General features: G+C 52.4%; 18 protein-coding genes and 4 pseudogenes. 2 read left to right on the forward strand and 20 right to left on the reverse strand.

Annotation, left to right across the window (positions count from 1 at the left end; translation table 11 throughout):
- Positions 1-45: 45 nt before the first annotated feature.
- From DXA93_RS11780 to DXA93_RS11795, 4 genes are all read right to left on the reverse strand, one after another.
- Positions 46-468 (reverse strand): hypothetical protein, encoded by a 423-nt coding sequence (locus DXA93_RS11780; protein ID WP_055227959.1) that lies wholly within the window; start codon positions 466-468, stop codon positions 46-48.
- A 103-nt stretch (positions 469-571) separates the two neighbouring features.
- Positions 572-856: an AtpZ/AtpI family protein gene (locus DXA93_RS11785; protein WP_119208404.1), complete on the reverse strand. Its 285-nt coding sequence runs from the start codon at positions 854-856 to the stop codon at positions 572-574.
- Between the two features lie 267 nt (positions 857-1,123).
- Positions 1,124-3,721 (reverse strand): alpha-L-rhamnosidase, encoded by a 2,598-nt coding sequence (locus DXA93_RS11790; RefSeq protein WP_119208406.1) that lies wholly within the window; start codon positions 3,719-3,721, stop codon positions 1,124-1,126.
- Between the two features lie 412 nt (positions 3,722-4,133).
- Positions 4,134-4,754 carry a nitroreductase family protein gene (locus tag DXA93_RS11795; protein WP_243033778.1) on the reverse strand — a complete coding sequence of 207 codons (621 nt, stop codon included), beginning with the start codon at positions 4,752-4,754 and terminating at the stop codon, positions 4,134-4,136.
- 247 nt (positions 4,755-5,001) lie between these two features.
- Between DXA93_RS11795 and DXA93_RS11800 the strand changes: the two genes are divergently transcribed.
- Positions 5,002-6,078 carry an NAD(P)H-dependent flavin oxidoreductase gene (locus DXA93_RS11800; protein WP_119208382.1) on the forward strand — a complete coding sequence of 359 codons (1,077 nt, stop codon included), beginning with the start codon at positions 5,002-5,004 and terminating at the stop codon, positions 6,076-6,078.
- A 124-nt stretch (positions 6,079-6,202) separates the two neighbouring features.
- A pseudogene (locus DXA93_RS20650) lies at positions 6,203-7,575 on the forward strand (sodium-dependent transporter).
- A 91-nt stretch (positions 7,576-7,666) separates the two neighbouring features.
- On the opposite strand, the gene DXA93_RS11810 reads toward DXA93_RS20650, so the two are convergent.
- From DXA93_RS11810 to yqeC, 16 genes and pseudogenes are all read right to left on the reverse strand, one after another.
- Positions 7,667-8,710 carry a sulfate/molybdate ABC transporter ATP-binding protein gene (locus tag DXA93_RS11810; RefSeq protein WP_117509359.1) on the reverse strand — a complete coding sequence of 348 codons (1,044 nt, stop codon included), beginning with the start codon at positions 8,708-8,710 and terminating at the stop codon, positions 7,667-7,669.
- 12 nt (positions 8,711-8,722) lie between these two features.
- Complete coding sequence (gene modB / locus DXA93_RS11815; protein ID WP_022462458.1) at positions 8,723-9,427, reverse strand: molybdate ABC transporter permease subunit; 705 nt, start codon at positions 9,425-9,427, stop codon at positions 8,723-8,725.
- A 153-nt stretch (positions 9,428-9,580) separates the two neighbouring features.
- Positions 9,581-10,528 (reverse strand): molybdate ABC transporter substrate-binding protein, encoded by a 948-nt coding sequence (modA, locus tag DXA93_RS11820; RefSeq protein WP_199709570.1) that lies wholly within the window; start codon positions 10,526-10,528, stop codon positions 9,581-9,583.
- Between the two features lie 26 nt (positions 10,529-10,554).
- The gene (locus DXA93_RS11825; protein ID WP_119208384.1) at positions 10,555-11,577 is read right to left on the reverse strand and encodes an XdhC family protein; all 1,023 of its coding nucleotides are present in this window, start codon (positions 11,575-11,577) and stop codon (positions 10,555-10,557) included.
- A 29-nt stretch (positions 11,578-11,606) separates the two neighbouring features.
- Entirely contained in the window at positions 11,607-12,044 is a 438-nt protein-coding gene (locus DXA93_RS11830; RefSeq protein WP_119208410.1) for an MOSC domain-containing protein, read from the reverse strand.
- Positions 12,045-12,081: 37 nt separating this feature from the next.
- On the reverse strand, positions 12,082-13,053 hold the full coding sequence (gene moaA / locus DXA93_RS11835; RefSeq protein ID WP_118666598.1) for a GTP 3',8-cyclase MoaA: 972 nt from the start codon (positions 13,051-13,053) through the stop codon (positions 12,082-12,084).
- A gap of 3 nt (positions 13,054-13,056) precedes the next feature.
- Complete coding sequence (locus DXA93_RS11840; RefSeq protein WP_119208386.1) at positions 13,057-14,082, reverse strand: molybdopterin-binding protein; 1,026 nt, start codon at positions 14,080-14,082, stop codon at positions 13,057-13,059.
- A gap of 29 nt (positions 14,083-14,111) precedes the next feature.
- A pseudogene (gene yqeB, locus DXA93_RS11845) lies at positions 14,112-14,956 on the reverse strand (selenium-dependent molybdenum cofactor biosynthesis protein YqeB).
- Positions 14,957-15,107: 151 nt separating this feature from the next.
- Complete coding sequence (locus tag DXA93_RS11850) at positions 15,108-15,479, reverse strand: winged helix-turn-helix domain-containing protein (RefSeq protein ID WP_022462465.1); 372 nt, start codon at positions 15,477-15,479, stop codon at positions 15,108-15,110.
- 15 nt (positions 15,480-15,494) lie between these two features.
- Complete coding sequence (locus DXA93_RS11855; RefSeq protein WP_022462466.1) at positions 15,495-15,731, reverse strand: DUF3343 domain-containing protein; 237 nt, start codon at positions 15,729-15,731, stop codon at positions 15,495-15,497.
- 57 nt (positions 15,732-15,788) lie between these two features.
- Positions 15,789-16,937, reverse strand: coding sequence for an aminotransferase class V-fold PLP-dependent enzyme (locus DXA93_RS11860; protein ID WP_117802060.1), 1,149 nt, complete (start codon positions 16,935-16,937; stop codon positions 15,789-15,791).
- Positions 16,934-17,547 (reverse strand): annotated as a pseudogene (gene yedF, locus DXA93_RS20655) (sulfurtransferase-like selenium metabolism protein YedF). The gene DXA93_RS11860 and the pseudogene yedF overlap by 4 nt, the downstream one beginning before the upstream one ends.
- A gap of 26 nt (positions 17,548-17,573) precedes the next feature.
- Positions 17,574-18,616, reverse strand: a pseudogene (gene selD, locus DXA93_RS11870) (selenide, water dikinase SelD).
- Positions 18,617-18,637: 21 nt separating this feature from the next.
- The gene (locus DXA93_RS11875; protein WP_022462470.1) at positions 18,638-19,153 is read right to left on the reverse strand and encodes a MogA/MoaB family molybdenum cofactor biosynthesis protein; all 516 of its coding nucleotides are present in this window, start codon (positions 19,151-19,153) and stop codon (positions 18,638-18,640) included.
- A 3-nt stretch (positions 19,154-19,156) separates the two neighbouring features.
- Positions 19,157-19,645 (reverse strand): cyclic pyranopterin monophosphate synthase MoaC, encoded by a 489-nt coding sequence (gene moaC / locus DXA93_RS11880; RefSeq protein WP_022462471.1) that lies wholly within the window; start codon positions 19,643-19,645, stop codon positions 19,157-19,159.
- A gap of 25 nt (positions 19,646-19,670) precedes the next feature.
- Positions 19,671-20,507 (reverse strand): selenium cofactor biosynthesis protein YqeC, encoded by an 837-nt coding sequence (gene yqeC, locus DXA93_RS11885; RefSeq protein WP_118666602.1) that lies wholly within the window; start codon positions 20,505-20,507, stop codon positions 19,671-19,673.

Raw genomic sequence — 20,507 nt, forward strand, 5'->3', positions numbered from 1 at the left:
TTAAAAACGCCGTCCCGTCTTTGCGGCTTTCGCCAAAGATCAGGTTCAGCGCTTTATGCTGTTTTTTATGCCCTTCAGCTTGATGGCCGTTCCCGGAATTAAAAGCGGCAGGATTCCTGCGGCAAACTGGAAGCATGGAAGCACAATCGCCAGAATTGCCCAGAGCATCTGCATCAGGTTTCTCTGCGAATAGCTTGCCTGCATCCGCCGTTTTGCTCCCGCCTCGTCTGTCTCGGACACTGCTTTTTGTACTGCCATGCCCATCAGGAAAAAGTTCAGCACCGCAACGGCACCGCCTCCGATTCCCCCGAGGATCACCCGATAGTCAAATGGGATTTTTTCCGGCCAGATCAGGTGCAGGATCAGAAACCCGACCCACATCACAACCACGCCGACAACAGTATAGATGGCAACATTTTTCGTCTCCTTTTTTACGGCCGGCTGGACCTTGTCTCCGAAATTGCTCATATCGCCTTGTTTCCTTTCTAAGGGATTTTCCCCTTAAAATCAGTCTGAAATCTTTTCTCTGCCACTTGATCTTCGTCAACTGTGAAACTTTTTCAGACACGTTCTAAATATGTCGGTTGAAAGACACCCGCTTTTTCTTCTTTTTTCCGTCCGGCTCCGTCTCGATGCGTTTCTGATGCCGCAGAACGCTCTGCCCGAATTTCCAGGCTGTCACGGCACCGCCTCCGATCCCAAAGAAAAAGCCGATCAGATAAATCCATATTCCAACCGAAAAGCGGTCGCAAAGCCACCAGCAAAGTGTCAGACAAAGAAAAAGAGGCGTCACAAGGGACAGTCCGAATTGTGTCAACATTGTGAGATTGGTAATCATCCCCGTCCACTTCTTCATATCCTGTCCCTTTCTGCCGCCTCTTTTTGTCAGACCCTCGGATCTGTGTCTTGTTTCATTTTTTCCAAAACACACTTTCATTTTTGTAACCGCTTAGTCAGATTGTACCATAAACGTTTTCATAAGACAAATGAATTTGTATATTTTCCAAATTATTTGTTTTTATTTATATTCTTTTCATAATAATTGGAACAATTTTCTCATTTTGTCCCATTGCAAAATTGCAGCGTTCACCTCGCTTCTTATTTTTTGAAAAAAACTGCGGTTTTATTCCACACATACTGCCGTTTTTTCTTTCCAACCGGAAAGCTGATAGCTTACCTCATAGTGTCCCGGCTCCAGCAGGTATCTACCGTTTTCTTCTGATCCGAGCACTTCTGTAACCGCTTCTTTTTCACTTTTGGCAACCATTGGAAGTACGGCCTCTGCGGTACAGTCGAACGGAACATCCATGGTGATGGTCACGTGCTCTTTGTCGGAAAGCTCCCAGCGAATGCTGTACATTCCCGATGCAGAATCATATTTTGCCTCTGCATACCTCAAATCCCAGTTCAGCGTCGGTGCAAACTGTACGGTCCTGACACCCGGATGGGATTCCATCGTGTTGATGCCGGCAACGTGACGGAACATCCATTCCTGGATGGAGCCGTAAGCATAATGGTTCATACTGTTCATACTGATGCCGGAAATCGTACCGTCCGCAAGAAGGGAATTCCAGCGTTCCCAGACGGTAGTTGCACCAAGCTTAACCTCATAAAGCCAACCCGGAAATTCCTCGTTCAGCAACAGTTCGTAGGCAAGATCATTCATGCCGTTGTCGGTGAGCACATTGTTCAGCAATGGTGTTCCGACAAATCCCGTCTTCAGTTTGTGGTTACTCTGCTCAAACAGCTTCAGAAGCTGCCGTTTTGTCAGCTCTTCGTTCTTTGACAGATGGTATTTCAGCGTCAGCAGCAGCGCCGTCTGTGTTTTGATGCAGCAGCGGCCTGTTGCGCTGTAATATTCTTCCTGTACCACAGCAAACTGCTCCTCGGACAGCTTCTGATACTTCTCCTGCTCCTCGCGGTATCCCAGCACACCGGCCGCTTTTGCCACGATTCCTGCGCTGATCGCATAATACAGGTTTGCAATAAACTCCTCGTCCGTTGCACCCATGACCTGCTCAGCGCCCTGCACCGGATTGTCAAGCGCCAGCCAGTCGCCAAAGTGGAATACATATCTCCAGCCATGGTTGTCCCCATCCACTTTCGTGATGTAGTCCACCCACGATTTCATGCTCACAAACTGATCTTCCAGAATGCTCTTGTCCCCATAAAACAGATATAGATTCCACGGAATGATACACGCCGCATCGCCCCAGACACACGCTGCATCCTCGATGCCGCACGATGGCACCACATGTGGCACCTTTCCGCCGAGCACGCTCTGCTCTTTTGCCATGTCGTACAGGTATTTTGCATAGAATGCATACGTATCTTCGAGATACATCGCCGTCGGCGAGAACACCTGCGCATCACCCGTCCATCCCATGCGCTCATCACGCTGCGGGCAGTCGGTCGGAACATCCACAAAATTGCACTTTAAGCCCCAGCGCACATTGCTGATGAGCTGATTGACCAAATCACTTCCTGTTTTCATCCAGCCTGTCGCTGTGATGTTGCTGTAATAAGAAAGACCCGTGAAATCCTCTTTTTTCAGATCCGGAATGCCTTCGATCTTCACGTAACGGTAGCCGTAGAACGTAAAATGCGGCACAAGATCCATTTCGGTTCCATCGGAAATATAGATGTATTCGGATTTTGCACTCCGCAGATTGTCATTGTAGAAATTGCCGTGTTGCAAAATCTCACCTGTCTGAACATGAATTTTGGTTCCTGCCGGCACGTTGACATGCAGCTTGAAAATTCCCGTAAACTCCTGCCCCATATCGAAGACCAGCTCGCCGGCCGGAGTATGAAGCAGTTCTTTAGGTTCAAACGTCTCATGAATCGTCACCGGAAGGCTCATGCGTTCCGTCAGTTCTCCTTTTGGTGCCTCACAAAAAACCGCCTTCTCCAATGGCAGTTCCGACAGCGTGTCGTCCCGGTGCTCACCGTCGTAAAGATTCGAGAATGCAATTTTACTGCGCCGCACCTGCCACGATTCATCCGTGCCAATCACCTCTTCCGAACCGTCCGCATACGTCAGATGCAGCTCCGCAATCAGCTTCCACTCATTGCCGTAAAATCCCTTGTCCTCAAACGCACTGAATCCAAACCGCGCCTTGTACCAGCCGTTTCCAAGCAGCACACGGAGCATTCCCTGTTTTGAAACCTCCTCTGTCACATCATACGTCTGATACTGTACCCATTCATTGTAATCATTGCTGTACGGCGTCAGGTACTCATCCCCGACACGCTTCTCATCCACATACACCTCATACAGTCCAAGTCCGCAGACATACAGCCTGGCCTTCGCTACCTCTTTTGCCGGAACAATTTCTTTTTCAAAATATGGATGACGGTTCTCCTTACTGTCACAGGAAATCCATTTTCCTGTCCATGCTTCATTCCGTTTTCCGGTCTCAAAAAACTGTACTTCACTCACCGCCGTCTCCCCGGCATCACTGCCCGCTTCCACGTTCCAGTAATACCGCGTTCTCGGCTCCAGATCCAGCTTCACCGGATAGAAAAGACTGCTCGCCTTATCATCCTCTCCGGAATCAAACAGCAGATGCTCCATCGCTGCATCCGATGCTACACGGATTCTCGCATAGCTCTGTTTTTTTCCTTCCGCGTCTTTCACTTTCCAGGAAAAGACCGTTCTCTCCATTCGGAACCCCATTGGATTTTCCAGATGATTCACCTGTGCGTGATAAATTTTCATTTCAATATCCTCCTCCATCTTATTTTTGAAAATTCCCCCATTTTTTCTCATTTTATCATGATCCCTTTCGAGAAAAAAGGTTCTGTTTTGCAGGAAAAAACATCTTTATTTGCACCATTTTCTGCCCACCAGACATCTCCCCGGATTGCCAGAAAGTATGGGACATTTTCCCTTTTTCGGGCTACACCGAAACTAATAAGAGCCTGTGCTTTCCTTTCCCCTCCGCCGCAGTGCGATCCTGCCCGGAGGGCTTTTTACTTTACAGGAAAATTCAACGAAGTTTCCTGTAAAGTAAAAAAATGCCGGATTCTTTGAACCGCCCCAAGAAATCAGATTTTTTAGATCTAACTTTTTAGGACGGTTCATCCGACATTTTTCCGGAATTTTCCGGCTCTATCTTCAGTTTCTATCTTCAGTTCAGCAATTCATCCGCCAGCGTTCTCTTCGGCACATAGTGCACATCATTTTCATCCCGGTAATAATTCGTATTCCCATCCTCCGGCACATCTACCAGATGAATCTCCTCCGCCGGTTTTCCAAACGCCACAATCAAAAGCGGCCGGATCTCCTCTGGCAGTCCAAGCACTTCCATCACCTCGCCCGCCTGAAAATTCCCGATCATGCAGCCGCCAAGACCCTGCTCCACAGCCGCAAGCAGCATCGTCTGCGCCACAATCCCGACATCCTTCTGATACCGGTTCAGATTCTCATCAATCCCCTTATCCTGACAGATCACAACAAAGCCCGTCGGCCGTTTCCCCGGATGCGGCAAAACCATCTCCGGCAGCGCCCGCGCCCACTTCGTCAGTCCCTGCACCTTCTCCACTTCTTCCGGCTCCCACGCCAGAAAATACTTCAACGGCTGCTTATTCACACTCGAAGGACAAAGCCGCGCGCAATCCACAAACCCTTCCAACGTCTCCCGCGAAATCCGCACCGACTCATCAAATCCACGATAACTCCTGTTCTTCAACACCAGATCCTTTAACATCTTTTCATCAGCCTCCTGTCTTAATTTTTTTCTATCTCCCACTCTACCACACCTCCCACCCCCTATCAATCACCTTTTTCTCATTTCCCTCTTGACATACTTTGATATTCAAAGTATTATATATCTAGTTTTTAAAACTACATCACAAAGCATTTTACATTACATTTTTATTCTATTTATTCGTCACCAATAACCAGACCTCAAGCCAGTCGCCGCGCCTGCCCGGAAGACGCTCCACGGCGCGGCGACTGGCTTGAGGTCGTCCTTCCTACCACAAAGGAGAATTTATATGCTACCAGAATTAAAAATAGGAAATTTAGTTGCCAGATACCCCATCATCCAAGGCGGAATGGGCGTCGGCATCAGTCTCTCATCCCTAGCAGGTGCCGTTGCCAAAGCCGGCGGAATCGGCATCATCTCCGCCGCCCAGCCCGGCTGGCGCGATCCGGAATTCGCGCGTGATCCCTTAAGTGCCAATCTCCGCGCACTCGCCTTCCACATCCGCCGCGCCAAAGAAATTTCAAACGGCGGCATCATCGGCGTCAATATCATGTGCGCCCTGACCCACTACGAGGAATACGTCCGCTGCTGCATCGAAAACGGAGCCGATCTCATCATCTCCGGGGCCGGTCTCCCGACTGATCTGCCAAAATACACAGCGGGAAGCTCCATCAAGCTCGCGCCTATCGTTTCCCCGCCCCGGACCGCCAAGGTTCTTCTGAAGCTTTGGGACAATCACTATCACCGCGTCCCTGATCTCGTTGTCATCGAAGGTCCTGCAGCCGGAGGCCATCTCGGCTATTCCGCCGAAACCGTAGAAGAAACAGCACGACGCGGCTACGATGACGAAATCCGGGAAATTCTGCAGATTGTACATGGCTACGAAGAAAAATATGCCTGTACCATCCCCGTCGTCTTTGCCGGAGGCGTCTACACCCATGAGGATATCCTTCACTATCTGTCGCTTGGCTGCGCAGGCGTCCAGATGGCTACCCGTTTCGTTGTCACGGAAGAATGCGATGCCGATCCCCGCTACAAACAGGCATACCTGAATGCAAAAAAAGAAGATATCACGATCATGCACAGTCCGGTCGGCATGCCGGGCCGCGCAATCCGCAATCCGTTTCTGACGGAACGCGAACAGGAACGGGAAAAAATCTCACACTGCTACCAGTGCCTCAAAAAATGCGACAAAGCCTCCATTCCCTACTGTATTACCACAGCCCTGGCCCGCGCTGCCGATGGCGATACCGACAACGCTCTTCTTTTCTGCGGAGAAAACGCATGGCGTCTCGATCACATGACCACTGTACCGGAGCTGATGGCGGAACTGGTCGGGGAATCCCTGCCGGACAGCAAAAAATAAAAAATTTAGTAGTGACTTTCCTTCCCAATAATGTTACAATCTTCTCTATGGTGTCAGCATAAAAAGTCTTCAAGAACTGACCATAAACCCAAAATTTTTGTAACACACAAAAGGAAGGAACTCTATGAGCAAACACAACAAATCCCGCAGCTCGTTTTCCGGCAAAATCGGTTACGTGCTGGCTGCAGCAGGCGCTTCCGTCGGACTTGGAAATATCTGGCGTTTTCCCTACCTCGCAGCAAAATACGGCGGAGGAATTTTCCTCCTCATTTATATCCTGCTGGCGCTCACCTTCGGCTACTCCATGATCGTTGCCGAGTCCGCCATCGGACGCATGACACGAAAAAGCCCGGTCGGCGCTTTCCAGTCGTTCGGCAAATCGAAATGGCTTTCCGCCGGAGGCTGGATCAACGCCATTATCCCGATTCTGATCGTTCCATACTACTCTGTCATCGGAGGATGGGTCATCAAATATCTGATCGAATACGTGAAGGGCAACAGTACCCTGCTCGCAGAGGACGGCTATTTTTCCAGCTTCATCTCAAACGGAGTTCCACAGAGCTCTGTTTTGCCGTTTTCTGCCTTATTACGGTCGCCATCATCTACGCCGGTGTGCGAAACGGCATTGAACGCGTTTCCAAAGTGATGATGCCGATTCTGATCGTCCTTTCCGTTATCATTGCCGTTTATTCCGTGACAAGACCGGGCGCACTGGCAGGCGTGAAGTATTTCCTTGTTCCGAACCTCAAAAACTTTTCATGGATGTCCGTTGTTGCCGCCATGGGACAGATGTTCTACTCCCTCTCGATTGCGATGGGTATTCTGATCACCTTTGGCTCCTACATGAAAAAAGACACCTCGATCGAGGATTCCACACGCAACGTCGAAATCTTTGACACTGCCATTGCGATCATGGCAGGCCTGATGATCATTCCTGCCGTCTTTGCCTTCTCAGGCGGAGATCCGGATACCCTGCAGGCAGGACCTTCCCTGATGTTTATCACCATCCCGAAGGTATTCGCCAATATGGGCTTTGGCACTGTGATCGGTATTCTGTTTTTCCTTCTGGTGCTGTTTGCCGCACTGACCAGCTCCATTGCACTGACAGAAAGCGCCGTTTCCACCTTTGAGGATGAGCTCGGCTGGGGCCGTAAAAAATCGACCGTTCTGATCGGCGTTATCATGATTGCGCTCGGAACGCTCTCCTGCCTTGGCTACGGACCGCTTTCCTCCGTCACCATTCTTGGCATGCAGTTCCTGGATTTCTTCGACTTCCTGACGAACTCCGTGATGATGCCAATTGCTGCCATTGCCACCTGTCTTCTCGTTTCGAGAGTCATTGGTGTGGCGAAAATCGAGGAAGAAATCATCCACGGTGAGAGCCGCTTCCGCAGAAAGAAAATCTTTCTTGTCATGATCCAGTATCTCTGCCCGGTGTTTGCACTGATCATTCTATTCAGTTCCGTGGCAAATGCATTCGGCTGGATCACCATGTAATGAATCTGTAAACGATGAAAAAAGATTGTTTTCGAAACACGATCACGATTTCGAAAACAATCTTTTTTTATCCAAATCTGTCACACCAGCATCAGGAATCCGTCAGCAGCAGAATATCTTCCTCCTTCAGATACAGCTCCTTTGGAATCCCCATTTCCGGGCTCCAGTCTGTTTTTGCGATCTTCCACTGCAGCCAGCTGCATTCGGCATTCTTCCGGAACGAAATGTTCCATTCAAACGGATCTTCCCAGATTTCGGATTCGTTGACCGGAAATACATTTTCCTCACCCGGCCTTTCTACTGTGGCCAGAAAATGTGCCCGGATGCCGACTGCGCGGATATCGTCTGCAATTTCCCGCTCCTTTACGTGCAGCGTTACGCCCCAGTCCACGGCCCGCAGCGTGTGCGCATCCACCCGCTCGGCCGCCGAAATGTTCTTGCAGCCCGACAAAATTGCCGCTGTGCGCGTCTTCGGATTCTGGAAAAATTCCTTCAGCGGTTCCATGACTTCCATCTTTCCCCGGTTCATACAGCTGACCGTATCGCAGAGGCGGTACACCTCATCGCGGTTGTGTGATACGAAGATGACCGGTTTTCCGGCCTCCTTCAGATGTTTGTACATCTCCTGCTCCAACTGCCATTTCAGATAGGTATCGAGCGCTGAAAACGGCTCGTCGAGCAGAATCAGCTCCGGCTCTGCTGCGAGCATCCGTGCCATCGCGACGCGCTGTTTCTGTCCGCCGGAAAGCTGTCCCGGGATCTTTTTCTCCAGCCCTTCCAGCTGAAACTGGCGGATCAACGATTCCGTCCGGCTCCGGTCCGGCCGTTTTCCCATGCCTGCCTCAATATTCTGCACAACATTCATATGCGGAAACAGGGCGTAATCCTGGAACATATAGCCGACTTTCCGCTTCTGCGGCGGCAGATTGATTTTTTTCTCCGAATCAAACAGCACCTTGCCGTCAAGGACAATCCGCCCCTCATCCGGCTTTTCGATTCCGGCGATACACTTTAAGGTCATGCTTTTTCCACAGCCCGACGCGCCGAGAATCGCAAAAATCTCCTGCTCCGCCCGGAACTGCATATGCATAAAAAAGCCGTCCAGTCTTTTCGTAATATCTACTTCAAGCGCCATGATTTATCCTCTCTACCACTGTTTCTGATTTTTCTTTCTCCGGTTGCCGAGAAGGTTCATCGCTGTCATCGTAAGGAATCCGACGAGCAGTACGACAACAGACCAAAAACCCGCCGTTTTATAATCCCCGTCCTGAATCACCATTGCGATTTTCTGAGAAACGGTACCCGTCTTTCCCGGAATATTTCCGGCCAGCATCGACGTCGCGCCGTACTCACCGAGCGCCCTTGCAAATGCCAGCACCGTACCGGAGAGCACGCCGGGACCTGCCGATGGGATGACCACTTTCCAGAAAATCTTCCACTCCGACATACCAAGCGTCCGCGCCGCATAGATCAGGTTTGTATCCACCTGCTCAAATGCCGCTCTCGTATTGCGGTACATCAGTGGAAACGCGATAATCGTTGCCGCCAGAATACAGCCAAGCCATGTCTGTACTGCCTTGATACTGAAATTCTCATATAGTGCAGCACCAAACGGACGGCGGAGGCTGAAAATCAGAAGCAGGAAAAAGCCTGCAACGGTCGGCGGCAGAATCATCGGAAGTGTCAGAAAGCCGTCAATCACGGCACGCGCGCCGGGACGCAGCTTCATCACCGCACGCGCGGCAAAAATACCAAAGAAAAAGGACAGAATCGTCGCCACAATACCGGTCTTGATCGAAATGACAAGCGGGCTCCAGTCCAGTGACTGTAAAAAATCCAGTATTTCCTGCATAACATTTCCTTTCTATCCACGGCAGCCCTGCATACCTGCATCACGCATCCTGCCCGGATTTTCTCTGATGCAAAACCACCGTCCGCAGAAACGAAATCTTTCTTTTTCGGACGGTGATTCCAAATCCCTGCTGTTTTTTGTGGGATCTTCTTTTTATTCTACCTCTGTATCAAAGTAATAATTCCGGAAGATGGCGGCTGCCTCATCGGAAGTCAGAAACTCTACAAAGTCTTCCGCTGCTGCCTGCTCGGTCTCATTCGCCTCTTTGTTGACAACCTGTGCTGCCGGGTAGATGACATTTCCGGTCAGATCGTACGGAACGACCTGCAGAACCTTCAGACGGTCCTCCAGACCGTAGGTATCGGAATAATAAACGGTACCAACCTCGTTGGATCCCTCTGCAACTGCGGAAGTAACGGCTCCTACGTTTGCACACTCATTGATTTCCACGCCGCTGAGCGCTTCGGAAACCTGCTGGGTTGTGATGGCCGATACGTCGTCTGCTTTCTCCAGAATGCCTGCATTGACCAGTGCTTCTCTTGTGTATTTTCCAACCGGAACGGAACCGTCTGCCAGTGCGATGCTGGATGCCTTGTTCAGATCCTCCAGGCCCGTAACTTCTGTATTGTTTCCCTCATAGGTTACAACGCAGACCTGATTGTTTACGATATTGTGGCGGGTTCCCTCAACCAGAAGATTCTCTTCCTCAAGCTGATCCATCTGTTTTGCTGCTGCGGAGAAGAATACGTCACAGGATGCGCCCTCTTCGATCTGTGTCATCAGGGTTCCTGAACTGTCATAGCTTCCAACCAGTTTGACATTCGGCTGGGTCCTATTGTACTCGCTGATCAGCGTCTCCATTACGGAGTTCAGGCTCTTTGCGGCAAATACGGTGACAGTGGTATCGTCAAATACTTCGCCGTCTGCTGTGCTCTCGGCTCTGGATGCGCTCTCTGCTTCCGAAGAAGCGCTGGATGCAGATGTGCTCTCTGCCTTGGAGCTGCTCTTACTGGAAGAATCTGTGGAATTGGAAAATCCGCATGCGGCAAGAGAAAGTGCCATAGCTGCCATCAGAAGAATGGATACGGTTTTCTTTTTCATGATAATTGACTCCTCATTTTGTATATTTACGTATGAAGCGCCGGATGTGCACCTTTTCGTTTTCCGGTTTTTGCTGACCGGATCTGAATGAGCTGTGCGGCAATGCTGATTGCAATCTCCGCCGGCGTCTCGCTTCCGATCTCGATTCCGATCGGGGCATAGACACTGTCGAGCTGTTCTCCGGTAAAACCCTGCGCTTCCAGTTTTTCGCGCACATACTTTGTCTTTCTGCGGCTTCCCACCACACCGATGTACGATGCGCCGGTGCGAAGCGCAAACGCCTCGGCATCCGCATCGCACCGGTGGCCGCGTGTCACAATCACGAGATAATCATTTTTCCGGATCGAAAGAATCTCGTCCAGTTTCGTAAAATCCACCAGCATGGTCTGCCCGGCGTCCGGGAACAATGCTTTGTCCACATATTCCTCCCGGTCATCGAGTACGATACAGCAGAAATCCAGATGATGCAGCACCGGAACGAGTTCCTGGGCCAGATGGCCGCCGCCGAACAGATAAACCTTTCCGTCGTAGCAGAATTCCTCGGCGTAATACGTTTTCCCGTCCAGTTCCAGAATCCGGCAGTGGCCCGCTTTTTCCTGTGCCGCCGGAAGCATTTCCCACGCTTCTTTTTCCAGCACGCGGATGCCGGTTCCGTCCAGCGCAAAAAAAATCCAGTAACTGCGGTACTGCTCCTGCGCCGCAAGCGCCTGCGCCAGACTTTCTGCTTCGCCGTGCGCTCCATTCATAAAATAGAAGCACACCTTCACTCTGCCGCCGCAGACCATGCCAAGCCCCTTCCCCTCTCCGGTTCCGAGATCGTATTCTCTGTATTCACTTTTCTTCTCCTGCACCAGCTCCTGCGCATGCAGAACCGCCTGATATTCCAGGTTTCCGCCGCCGATAGTTCCGAAAATCCGTCCTTCCCGGCCGACCAGCATATAGGCGCCCGTCGTGCGCGGAATGGAGCCGTCCCCTTCGGTGATAAAGGCAAGAACCGTGTCCCGTCCCTCTTCCAGCTGTGCAAGCAGTTTCCGGTAAAGTTCGTCCATGTTTCCTCTCCTTGTGTCTGATCTCTGGTCTACTTTTCCGTCACCAGTTCGATGGTGTCACCCTTTTGAATCGTGCCGCCGCGCAGCACCACCGCGAAAACGCCCTCCCGCGGCATGATGCATTCACCCATGCGTTTGAAAATCTCGCAGTGGCTGTGGCACTCCTTTCCGATCTGCGTCATCTCAAGCAGCGCATCCCCGCAGGAAAACCGCGTGCCGACCGGCAGATTCCGGAAATCATATCCTTCCACGATCAGGTTTTCCCCGAAGGCGCCGAGCGGAATATCCGCCCCCTTTGCACGGAAGGCTTCTATTTTTTCATACGACAAAAGGCTCACCTGGCGGTGCCAGTGCCCGGCGTGTGCATCGCCCTCGATGCCCCAGTCTTCCACCAGCTTCGCCGTTTGCACCTCGTGCTTTGCCGTTCCCCGTTTTTCACTGATACAGATTCCTATGATTTTTCCCATTTCTTTTGTTTCCTCTTCTTTTCGAACCGCCGTCATTTCATCCGCCGATGCCGGACATCAGGTGGTGCTCTGTCATATCCTTCGGCCGCTCAAAGCAGTGTTCCATCGGCTTTTTTAAGATTGCCTGTGCCATCACATCCCGCAGATCCGCCGCCGTTCCGTTCTGCAGAACCTCCCGCAGATCCACGCCGTTCTCATAGCAGAGGCAGAGCTTTAAAAAGCCGCGGCTTGTCAGCCGTACGCGGTTGCAGCTTCCGCAGAACTTTCCGTGGATCGCGCTGATAAAGCCGACGGGCATCGACAGCTTTTCGTACCGCACATAAGCCGCAGGACCGTTTCCTTCTTTTTCCAGGTCCGGCGTACATGCCCCATACCACTGTTCCAGCTCTGTTTTCAGCGCCTCATTCGACGGACCCACGTACGATTTTCCGGCGCCCACCGGCATCACCTCGATGAACCGCACCGGGACTTTTTCCTGCTCTGCAAATTCAATCAGTTCCTGCGCATGCAGTTCTTTTCGATGCACCGCATTCAGCTTCACTAAAAGACCCGCCTCTTTGGCCGCGCAGATGCCCTGCTTTACCTGCTCCAGCGCATCGCGTCCGGTAAGCGCCGCAAACTCTGCCGCATCCACGGTATCCAGGCTCACATTCACACTGTCACAGCCGGCCGCCTTCAGATCCCTCGCACACGATGCCAGGCGCACGCCATTCGTCGTGATCCCAACGGATGCGGTGCCCGGCACTGCTTTTATTTTCTGCACCAGCTCCACGCACTCTTTTCTTACCAGCGGTTCCCCTCCGGTAATCCGGTAATGCGTGATGCCGAGCCCAGCCGCGGCGTGCACAATCTTCAGCATCTCTTCGACGGTAAGCGGCGGATTCTGTTCCGCCTGCTCCAGTGCACAGCCCGCCGCACTCTCCGGCATACAGTACCGGCATCTCAAATTGCACGCGTCCGTGATGGAAATCCGCAGGTAATCTATCGTTCTGCCATACTGATCCTTCATCGTCTATCTTCCTTTTCCAAAACCGCAGTTCGGGAAGGTGCAGACCTTGCAGTTCAGGCAGAGACCGCCCTCGCCAAGACCGGCCAGCTCCTCCGCTGTCACCTCATCATCTGCAATGAGGCGCGGCAGGATAAGATCGAAAATCGTCCGTTTCGAATACATGACGCATCCCGGCAGGCCGACGATCGGTGTTCCGTTTTCGGCATACGCCAGAAGGAACATGGCTCCCGGCAGCACCGGCGCGCCGTAGGAAACGATGCGTGCTCCGGTATTTTTGATCGCCAGCGGCGTCTTGTCGTCCGGATCCACACTCATTCCTCCGGTGCAGAAGACAAGATTGGCACCCGCTTCCATCGCGCGGCGGCATCCGTCTGTGATCTTCGATGCATCATCATCGTAAACCTCATGAAAGATCATCTCCGCACCGAATTCTGCCAGCTTTTCCTGAATAACCGGTGTGAAGGTGTCCTCGATCCGATGGTAATACACTTCATTTCCCGTTGTCAGAACCGCAAATTTTTTCTTGTGGAACGGCTTTAAGGTCAGGATCGGCCCATCGGAACAGACTGCCTGTGCCGTCTCCATCTTCTCTTTTTTGATGACGAGCGGAATAATTCTCGTTCCCGCCAGTTTGTCGCCTTTTTTCACGTATGTATCACCGTGGCGCGTCGCAATCATCATCTCGCCGAGGCTGTTTACTTTTTTCAGCTTCTCGCGGTCCACTTTCAAAAGACCGTCGCAGTCCGCGATCAGTTCAATTTTTCCTTCTTTGACATCGGACGGATGCATGTGATCGTTTTTACATATATCGTAAAGAATCTGTGCCGCCTCATTTTCATGCAGCATTGTATCGTCCTTTTCCCAGATGTAAATGTTGTCCTTTCCGACACTTAACAGCACTGGAATATCTTCTTCTGTAATGATGTGGCCTTTGCGGAATACCGCATCTTTTGTCACACCTTTGATAATCTGTGTAATATCGTGGCAGAGCACCTGGCCTACCGCGTCTTCTGTTTTCATCAGTTTCATCTGAAACGCCTCACTTTTTCTATTTGAATCTATTCCAGTTCCCCGCAGATCACTTCCAGCACGCTTCCGGCGATGCACCGCGCCTTATCGGAAATCGTGAAGCAGTTCTGCAGTTCTTCTTTCCGCGGATCGATGTCCGCAATCTTAAATCCCTTCGTCACCGGATAGCCGTCGCGGATCAGCCCGCGCAGCAGACCGGAGAGAGATGCTTCCACAGGTACCGTCCCGTTTTCTGTCTCAATCTCTGCAATCACAGCCCTGGCTTCCACAATGTCTCCGATCGAAGCCGCATTCCGCAGAATACCTTCCGCCTGTGCATGCATCACACGCTCTTTTCCGTACCCGCCGATGATGCCCGGAATGCCAGTGTTCGGAACCGCGCTTCCGCTTCGGATCACGCGTCCAAGATTATGACCGCGCTTCGTCTCAATTACAACATCCACATCTTCTCCTGCCGTAAAGCCCGGTCCGAGGGCAATCACAAGCGGCGCCATCTCTTTTGTCGTCCCGAGATTTTTCTTCGCCAGAATCGCATCGACCACGACGGCCGGGCGAAGTGCTGCAATGCTTAGTCCCGCCGGATCCACGAGCACCGGAACACCATCTTTCTTCCAGATCCGTTCCATTTCCTGTTCCAGAAGTTCTTTCCGGTTCTTTTTCTCTGCGAGATCCACGTCCATGCGCACGGCTTCCACGTCCTCTACCCTGCACTGCCGGCATATACCGCTTCGCTCAAAGCCACCTGCCGCCGGATCGCCGCCGGGTGCTCTGCTTCCAGAACCAGCAGACGAAAGCCCGCTTTTTTCAGACGATGGATCGTACCGGTTGCAAGATCTCCTGCTCCCCGTACCACGATCAGATCTTTCTTTTTCATCTTCGCTGTCTTCCTTCTTTCGTTTCAGCAGCCGCCGTTTTCTTCCGTCTTCCGCGGTCTGCCTCGTTATTCTCGTGCGAGAATAACGCTTTTTCCATTAATAAAAATACAGGAAAGGACCCGTTTTGTCAACGTGTCCCCGTAAAAAATGTTATTTTTCTTCTGTTCCAAACCACTTCTGAAACGACGCATCGGCGCCTGCGCGGACTTCTTGTTCAAACTTCCGGTACCGCTTCAGGAATTCTTTTCCCTCCGGGGTCAGTACCGTCTGGCCGCCGTTGCTGCCGCCCCGGTTGCCCTGTACCAGCGGGATGCCGAGATCCTCCTCGGCGCGCTTTAAGATTTTCCATCCCTTCGAGTACGCCATCTGCATGCATTTGCAGCCCTTCGAAAGGGAGCCGGTTGCTTCCACATGCTCCATCAGCTCCGCCACACCGGGACCGAAGGCATGATCCGTCCGGCTGACGCGCAGCCGCATGTCGTACCGCAGCTTCTGTCGTAATGTTTCTTCTTTTTCTTCCATCTCCACCTCACACCTCTACAGCAGCACACGGTACTCCGCCTCATAGGCAAGTCCCGCCGTCTGAAGTGCCGCAAGGATTTCTTTTCCCTCTTCCGGCGCTGCCTTCCAGGAAAGGCCGCAGCCCGCCGTAATTTCCCGCGGAACGGGGATCATCCTTCCCGGCAGGCCGTGTGCTCTCGCATACTGCTCCATCTGCATCGCCTGCGTTGTCCCCGCAAACGTCAGAATCCAGGTTTCTTTTCGCTGTCTCATATCGTTTCTTCCTTTTTCCAGCTTCTTTTGTATCCCGGATGCCGGCTGCCGACTCTCTCACTGCTGCATTTCTTCTTCGGCAAACTCCCGCAGAGCCTGCGCGGCAATCCGGACTTCTTCTTCCGTCAGTACATGGGAAAAGCTGAACCTCACGGCTCCCTGCTCCCGTGTCCCGAGTGCTTCGTGCATCAACGGCGCGCAGTGTGCCCCGCTTCGGACTGCAATACCATAGTTCTCATACAGCCAGTCGCTGACATATCCCGAATCACAGGAGCCGATGTTTAATGCCGCCGTTGGTACCCGCTGCTGCAGATCGTCTGTTCCATATAAAGTAAGTCCCGGGATTCCCTGAATTTTCTCCAGAAAGAGGTGCATCAGCTCCCTCTCTCTTTTGTAAATCATTTCAATCCCCGTCTTCTCCAGATATTCCAGCGCTCCCAGAAGTCCCGCAATTCCGTGGACATTTAAAGTTCCCGCTTCCAGGTGCTCCGGCATCGCCGCAGGCTGTTCTTTTTCATAGCTTCGGATTCCGCTTCCGCCCATTTTGAGCGGCCGGATCGAAAGTTCGGGACGGACGTAGATTCCGCCGGTTCCCTGCGGCCCTAATAGTCCCTTGTGGCCGGAAAAACAGAGCACGTCGATCCCGCTTTTCTGTACATCAATCGGCAGAATCCCCGCTGTCTGCGCCGCATCGACGATCAGACGCAGGGAATGGCGTTCCGCAATTTCGCACACCCGCGCAAGATCCGTGATATTTCCGGTCAGGTTGGAGGCATGCGTAACGACAAACGCTTTCGTGTTTTTCCGCACTGCCGCTTCCATCTGATCGTAATCGATCCTTCCAGATACATCCGCCGGAATCACGGAAAGCTCCAGTCCCTGTTTTTCCAGTGCATACAGCGGGCGCAGAACGGAATTATGCTCGCAGACTGTCGTGATCACATGATCCCCCGGCCCGAAGAGTCCGAAAATTGCCGTGTTCAGTGCCTCCGTATCGTTGCACGTAAATGCAATCCGCTCCGGACTCTCCGCGTGAAACAACTCTGCCAGCCGCATTCTCGTCTCAAAGACGATGCGGCCCGCATCCAGTGTCGCATCGTGTGCACCGCGGCCTGCATTTCCACAGCCGTGCAGTGCCTGGATCATACGCTCCTCTGCTTCTTTTGGATGCCACAGCGACGTTGCCGCCGAATCGAGGTAAATCATGGCTTAATCACGCGGTCTGCGCTGCTCATGCGCTCCACGATGTCATACATGTTGGTCACACTGCCGACCTGCAGCTTTTCGGTGATGCCGTAGAAGTTCAGGCATGTTCCACAGGTCAGAATTTCAACGCCGCGCGCTGCCAGATCTTTCAGATCCTCCAGGGACTCGGAACCCTCGCAGGTCAACTTTGCACCGCCGTTGTAGAACAGAATCGTATCCGGCAGCTCATCCTGCTGGGTCAGTGCATAAAGGAAGCTCTTCATCAGAATTTTACCCAGCTCCTCGGCTCCTTCGCCCATATGTCTGCAGAAAGAACGACGAGTTTTGTTTTCTTTGCCGCCGGTACGAGGCATACGGTTTTCTCTTCTGTTTCAGCCGGCTCTGTTTCCGATACGGTGAACTCCACATGATACTCTTTTTCTTTCTTCTCTTTTACCAGAAAGCCATATCCTTTCTGCTGCGCCATTTTTTCCAGGTTCTGCACGGCGATTTCATTATCCACCAGAACCTCCACTTTTCCGCTTCCCGCAAGTTCTGCAATCGCATTTTTTGCCTTTACCAGCGGTACCGGGCACACATCACCCATTGCGTTTACTGTCTTTTTCTCCATCTCTGCCATTTTTCATCCTCCCTGCCTTACCATTTCCTGCTCTGTGTCACATAAATTTCGGTTCCTGCCGGCTCTGTGATTTTTCCAACGATTGCTGCCGGAATCCCCTGCTCCAGCAGTTTTCTCTGCATTTTTTCTGCATCCACGGCATCCACGGCCATCAGAAGCCCTCCCGATGTCTGCGGGTCAAACAGCACCTCCTGCATGCCGAACGGTATATCCTTAAAGGTCACATGCTGCTCCAGATGATTCCGGTTCCGCTGGCCTGCCGCAGTGATCAGAAACTCCTCCGCCGCTTCCACAGCCCCCGGGAACACCGGAATCTGATCCGCCCAGATATGGCAGGACACGCCCGACTCCATCATCTCATGCAGATGTCCTAGGAAACTAAAGCCCGTTACATCGGTACAGGCATGAATGTTATACTTCCGTGCCGTCTCCGAGGCGTACTTATTCAGCGTCATCATCGATTCCACTGCCTTTTGAAATCCACCCGGGTTTTCCTCCCCGACGCGGTGCGCCGCACAGAGAATGCCGGTTCCGAGCGGTTTCGTCAGAATGAGCAGATCACCCACGCGGCCCGTATTGTTCTGCCAGATCCGGTCCGGATGCACGGTTCCCGTGACAGAAAGGCCGTATTTTACACTGTCATCCGCAATCGAATGACCGCCGGAGAGCGATCCGCCCGCCTCCTGCACCTTTTCCGCGCCGCCGCGCATGATTTCTCCGAGGACATTCAGATCCATCTGTTCCGGAAAGCAGACGATATTCAGGCTGTCCGCACCTCTCCGCCCATCGCATAGATGTCGCTTAAGGCATTCGCCGCCGCAATTTTTCCAAACGTGTACGGATCCTCCACCACCGGCGGAAAGAAATCCAGCGTCTGGACCATCGCAAGGTCGTCCGTCAGCCGGTAGACGGATGCATCGTCTTTGCTGTCATAGCCCACCAGCAGATTCGGATCCTTTTCCCCTTTCGGCAGCTTCTCCAAAATATGTTCGAGCACGCCTGCCCCGAGCTTTGCCGTACAGCCGCCGCTCTTACAGAAAATAATTTTTTCTTCTTCCATCGTTACCTGTTCCCTCTTTTTTCAGCTTCTTCCGCACTCTCCGTCCGTTCCGCGCAGAAGTCCCAGCGCATGCGGCAGGGTATCAAGTACAAATCCAAGACTCTCTTCCACCGCCTTCGGGCTTCCCGGCAGATTGATAATCAGCGTCCGATGACGGATTGCACTCACTGCCCGGCTCAGCATCGCCCGTTTTGTGATCGCCATGCTGCCCGCGCGGATCGCCTCCGCGATGCCAGGTGCCACACGGCCGGATACCGCCAGAGTTGCCTCCGGTGTCACATCCCGCATGGAAAATCCCGTGCCGCCTGTCGTGAGGACAAGATCGCACTGCTCCAGATCGGCAAGCCGGATCAGTTCCTCCTCGATCATCGCCCGCTCATCCGGCAGAAGACGCATCGAAACGACCTCATACTGCTCCGCCGGAAGCAGCTCTTTGATCTTTGGGCCGCTCTTATCCTCGCGCTCGCCCTGATATCCTTTGTCACTTAACGTTACAATTCCCACCCGGAAAACCGGGAAATCTTTCTTTTCTGCCATGCTTTATTTTTCCTCTTTCTGATAGATATAATGACCGCTCTTTCCGCCGTCCTTTTCCAGAATGTGGATATCACGAATCACCATGCCGCGGTCCATCGCCTTGCACATATCGTAGATCGTGAGCAGCGCTGTGGAAACACCAGTCAGCGCCTCCATCTCCACGCCGGTCTTTCCGACACATGATGTGGTGCACACGGCCGTAATAGAATTTGTATTCTCGTCCGTGGTAAATGTCACTTCGCAGTTCGTCAGCGGCACAATGTGGCACAGCGGAATCAACTCCGCATTCTTTTTCGCCCCCATGATGCCTGCCAGCCGTGCAACACCGAGCACATCGCCTTTTTTCGCCGTATGGTCCCGCACGGCTGCAAATACCTCCGGGCTTACCTGTATGGTTCCCGTCGCCGATGCTGCCCGGTACGTGTCCGGCTTCTCATGGACATCGACCATGACGGCGCTGCCGTCTTTCTTAAAATGGGTAAATTCCGCCATCTGTCTCCTCCGTTCTATTTCCGTTTTATTCTCCGGGTTCCCACTCTTCTTCCGCTTCACGCACGGGAAGCTCTGCTCTCCCATACCAGGGATTCGTGTTCTCACCGCTTTGTCTTCTGTTTCCTGTCGCGCACGTAACCAGAACATGCTCGATCCCCTGCCTGCGCAGCAGCTCCACAAGTTTCTCTGCGGCCGCCCGGTGTTCTTTTTCCTCATACTGGTGCAGTACCGCATAAAACGTTCTGCCTTTCAAATCCTTCTGCTGTCCCTGTTCCGATGCGATCAGCCGTGCCAGATCTTCTTCCGTGATATGGTGTTCCATCGTACAGCCAAGCAGTTCCGCCGCCCGTTCTGCCCGAAAGCAGCCCTTGCCAAGCGGCTGTCCCAGTGCCGAAAGACCTGTCACACCAATCACAAGATCTGAAGAGGAAAGCAGCGCCGGTTCATGTTCCGCCGGTGCCTTGCACGGCAGGTGCCTCGCGCCGTCCGCCTCGATCAGCGTCAGATCGGCCTTTTTGCGTGCCGCTTCAAATAGTTCCGTTTCCGGCATGGAAAGCTTTTCCGTATCCCGGCAGGCACTCCCGATAATCGCTGCGCGGCCTGTGCGAAATTTTCTTTCGACCGCTTCCAGACTCTGGTCATGCCATTCCTTCGGCGGACGGTAAATGTGCGTCGAAGTTGTCACCAGTACCTTCTGATCGTTTTTTACACAAAAGCCTGCCATCTCGTACAGCAGCGTCGTTTTTCCGCCGCCGCCGATGATAGAAACTACATGGTTCTTTTCCTTTAAAAAGGGGAACGCCGTTCCCATTCCTACCGGCTCCAGCTTCTGTTTTTCTGTTTTCTGCCAGATTCGAAGCAT

Source organism: Blautia sp. OF09-25XD (assembly GCF_003482095.1).
GTDB lineage: Bacteria > Bacillota > Clostridia > Lachnospirales > Lachnospiraceae > Fusicatenibacter > Fusicatenibacter saccharivorans.

Coding starts and splice junctions, on each gene's coding strand:
- yqeC (WP_118666602.1), bottom strand. CDS start 20,507: ATGCTTCGAATCTGGCAGAAAACAGAAAAACAGAAGCTGGAGCCGGTA.
- DXA93_RS11800 (WP_119208382.1), top strand. CDS start 5,002: ATGCTACCAGAATTAAAAATAGGAAATTTAGTTGCCAGATACCCCATC.
- DXA93_RS11855 (WP_022462466.1), bottom strand. CDS start 15,731: ATGAGACAGCGAAAAGAAACCTGGATTCTGACGTTTGCGGGGACAACG.
- DXA93_RS11830 (WP_119208410.1), bottom strand. CDS start 12,044: ATGGGAAAAATCATAGGAATCTGTATCAGTGAAAAACGGGGAACGGCA.
- DXA93_RS11790 (WP_119208406.1), bottom strand. CDS start 3,721: ATGAAAATTTATCACGCACAGGTGAATCATCTGGAAAATCCAATGGGG.
- DXA93_RS11860 (WP_117802060.1), bottom strand. CDS start 16,937: ATGATTTACCTCGATTCGGCGGCAACGTCGCTGTGGCATCCAAAAGAA.
- moaA (WP_118666598.1), bottom strand. CDS start 13,053: ATGAAGGATCAGTATGGCAGAACGATAGATTACCTGCGGATTTCCATC.
- DXA93_RS11850 (WP_022462465.1), bottom strand. CDS start 15,479: ATGGAAGAAAAAGAAGAAACATTACGACAGAAGCTGCGGTACGACATG.
- moaC (WP_022462471.1), bottom strand. CDS start 19,645: ATGGCGGAATTTACCCATTTTAAGAAAGACGGCAGCGCCGTCATGGTC.
- DXA93_RS11785 (WP_119208404.1), bottom strand. CDS start 856: ATGAAGAAGTGGACGGGGATGATTACCAATCTCACAATGTTGACACAA.
- DXA93_RS11810 (WP_117509359.1), bottom strand. CDS start 8,710: ATGGCGCTTGAAGTAGATATTACGAAAAGACTGGACGGCTTTTTTATG.
- modA (WP_199709570.1), bottom strand. CDS start 10,528: ATGAAAAAGAAAACCGTATCCATTCTTCTGATGGCAGCTATGGCACTT.
- modB (WP_022462458.1), bottom strand. CDS start 9,427: ATGCAGGAAATACTGGATTTTTTACAGTCACTGGACTGGAGCCCGCTT.
- DXA93_RS11840 (WP_119208386.1), bottom strand. CDS start 14,082: ATGAAACTGATGAAAACAGAAGACGCGGTAGGCCAGGTGCTCTGCCAC.
- DXA93_RS11825 (WP_119208384.1), bottom strand. CDS start 11,577: ATGGACGAACTTTACCGGAAACTGCTTGCACAGCTGGAAGAGGGACGG.
- DXA93_RS11875 (WP_022462470.1), bottom strand. CDS start 19,153: ATGGCAGAAAAGAAAGATTTCCCGGTTTTCCGGGTGGGAATTGTAACG.
- DXA93_RS11780 (WP_055227959.1), bottom strand. CDS start 468: ATGAGCAATTTCGGAGACAAGGTCCAGCCGGCCGTAAAAAAGGAGACG.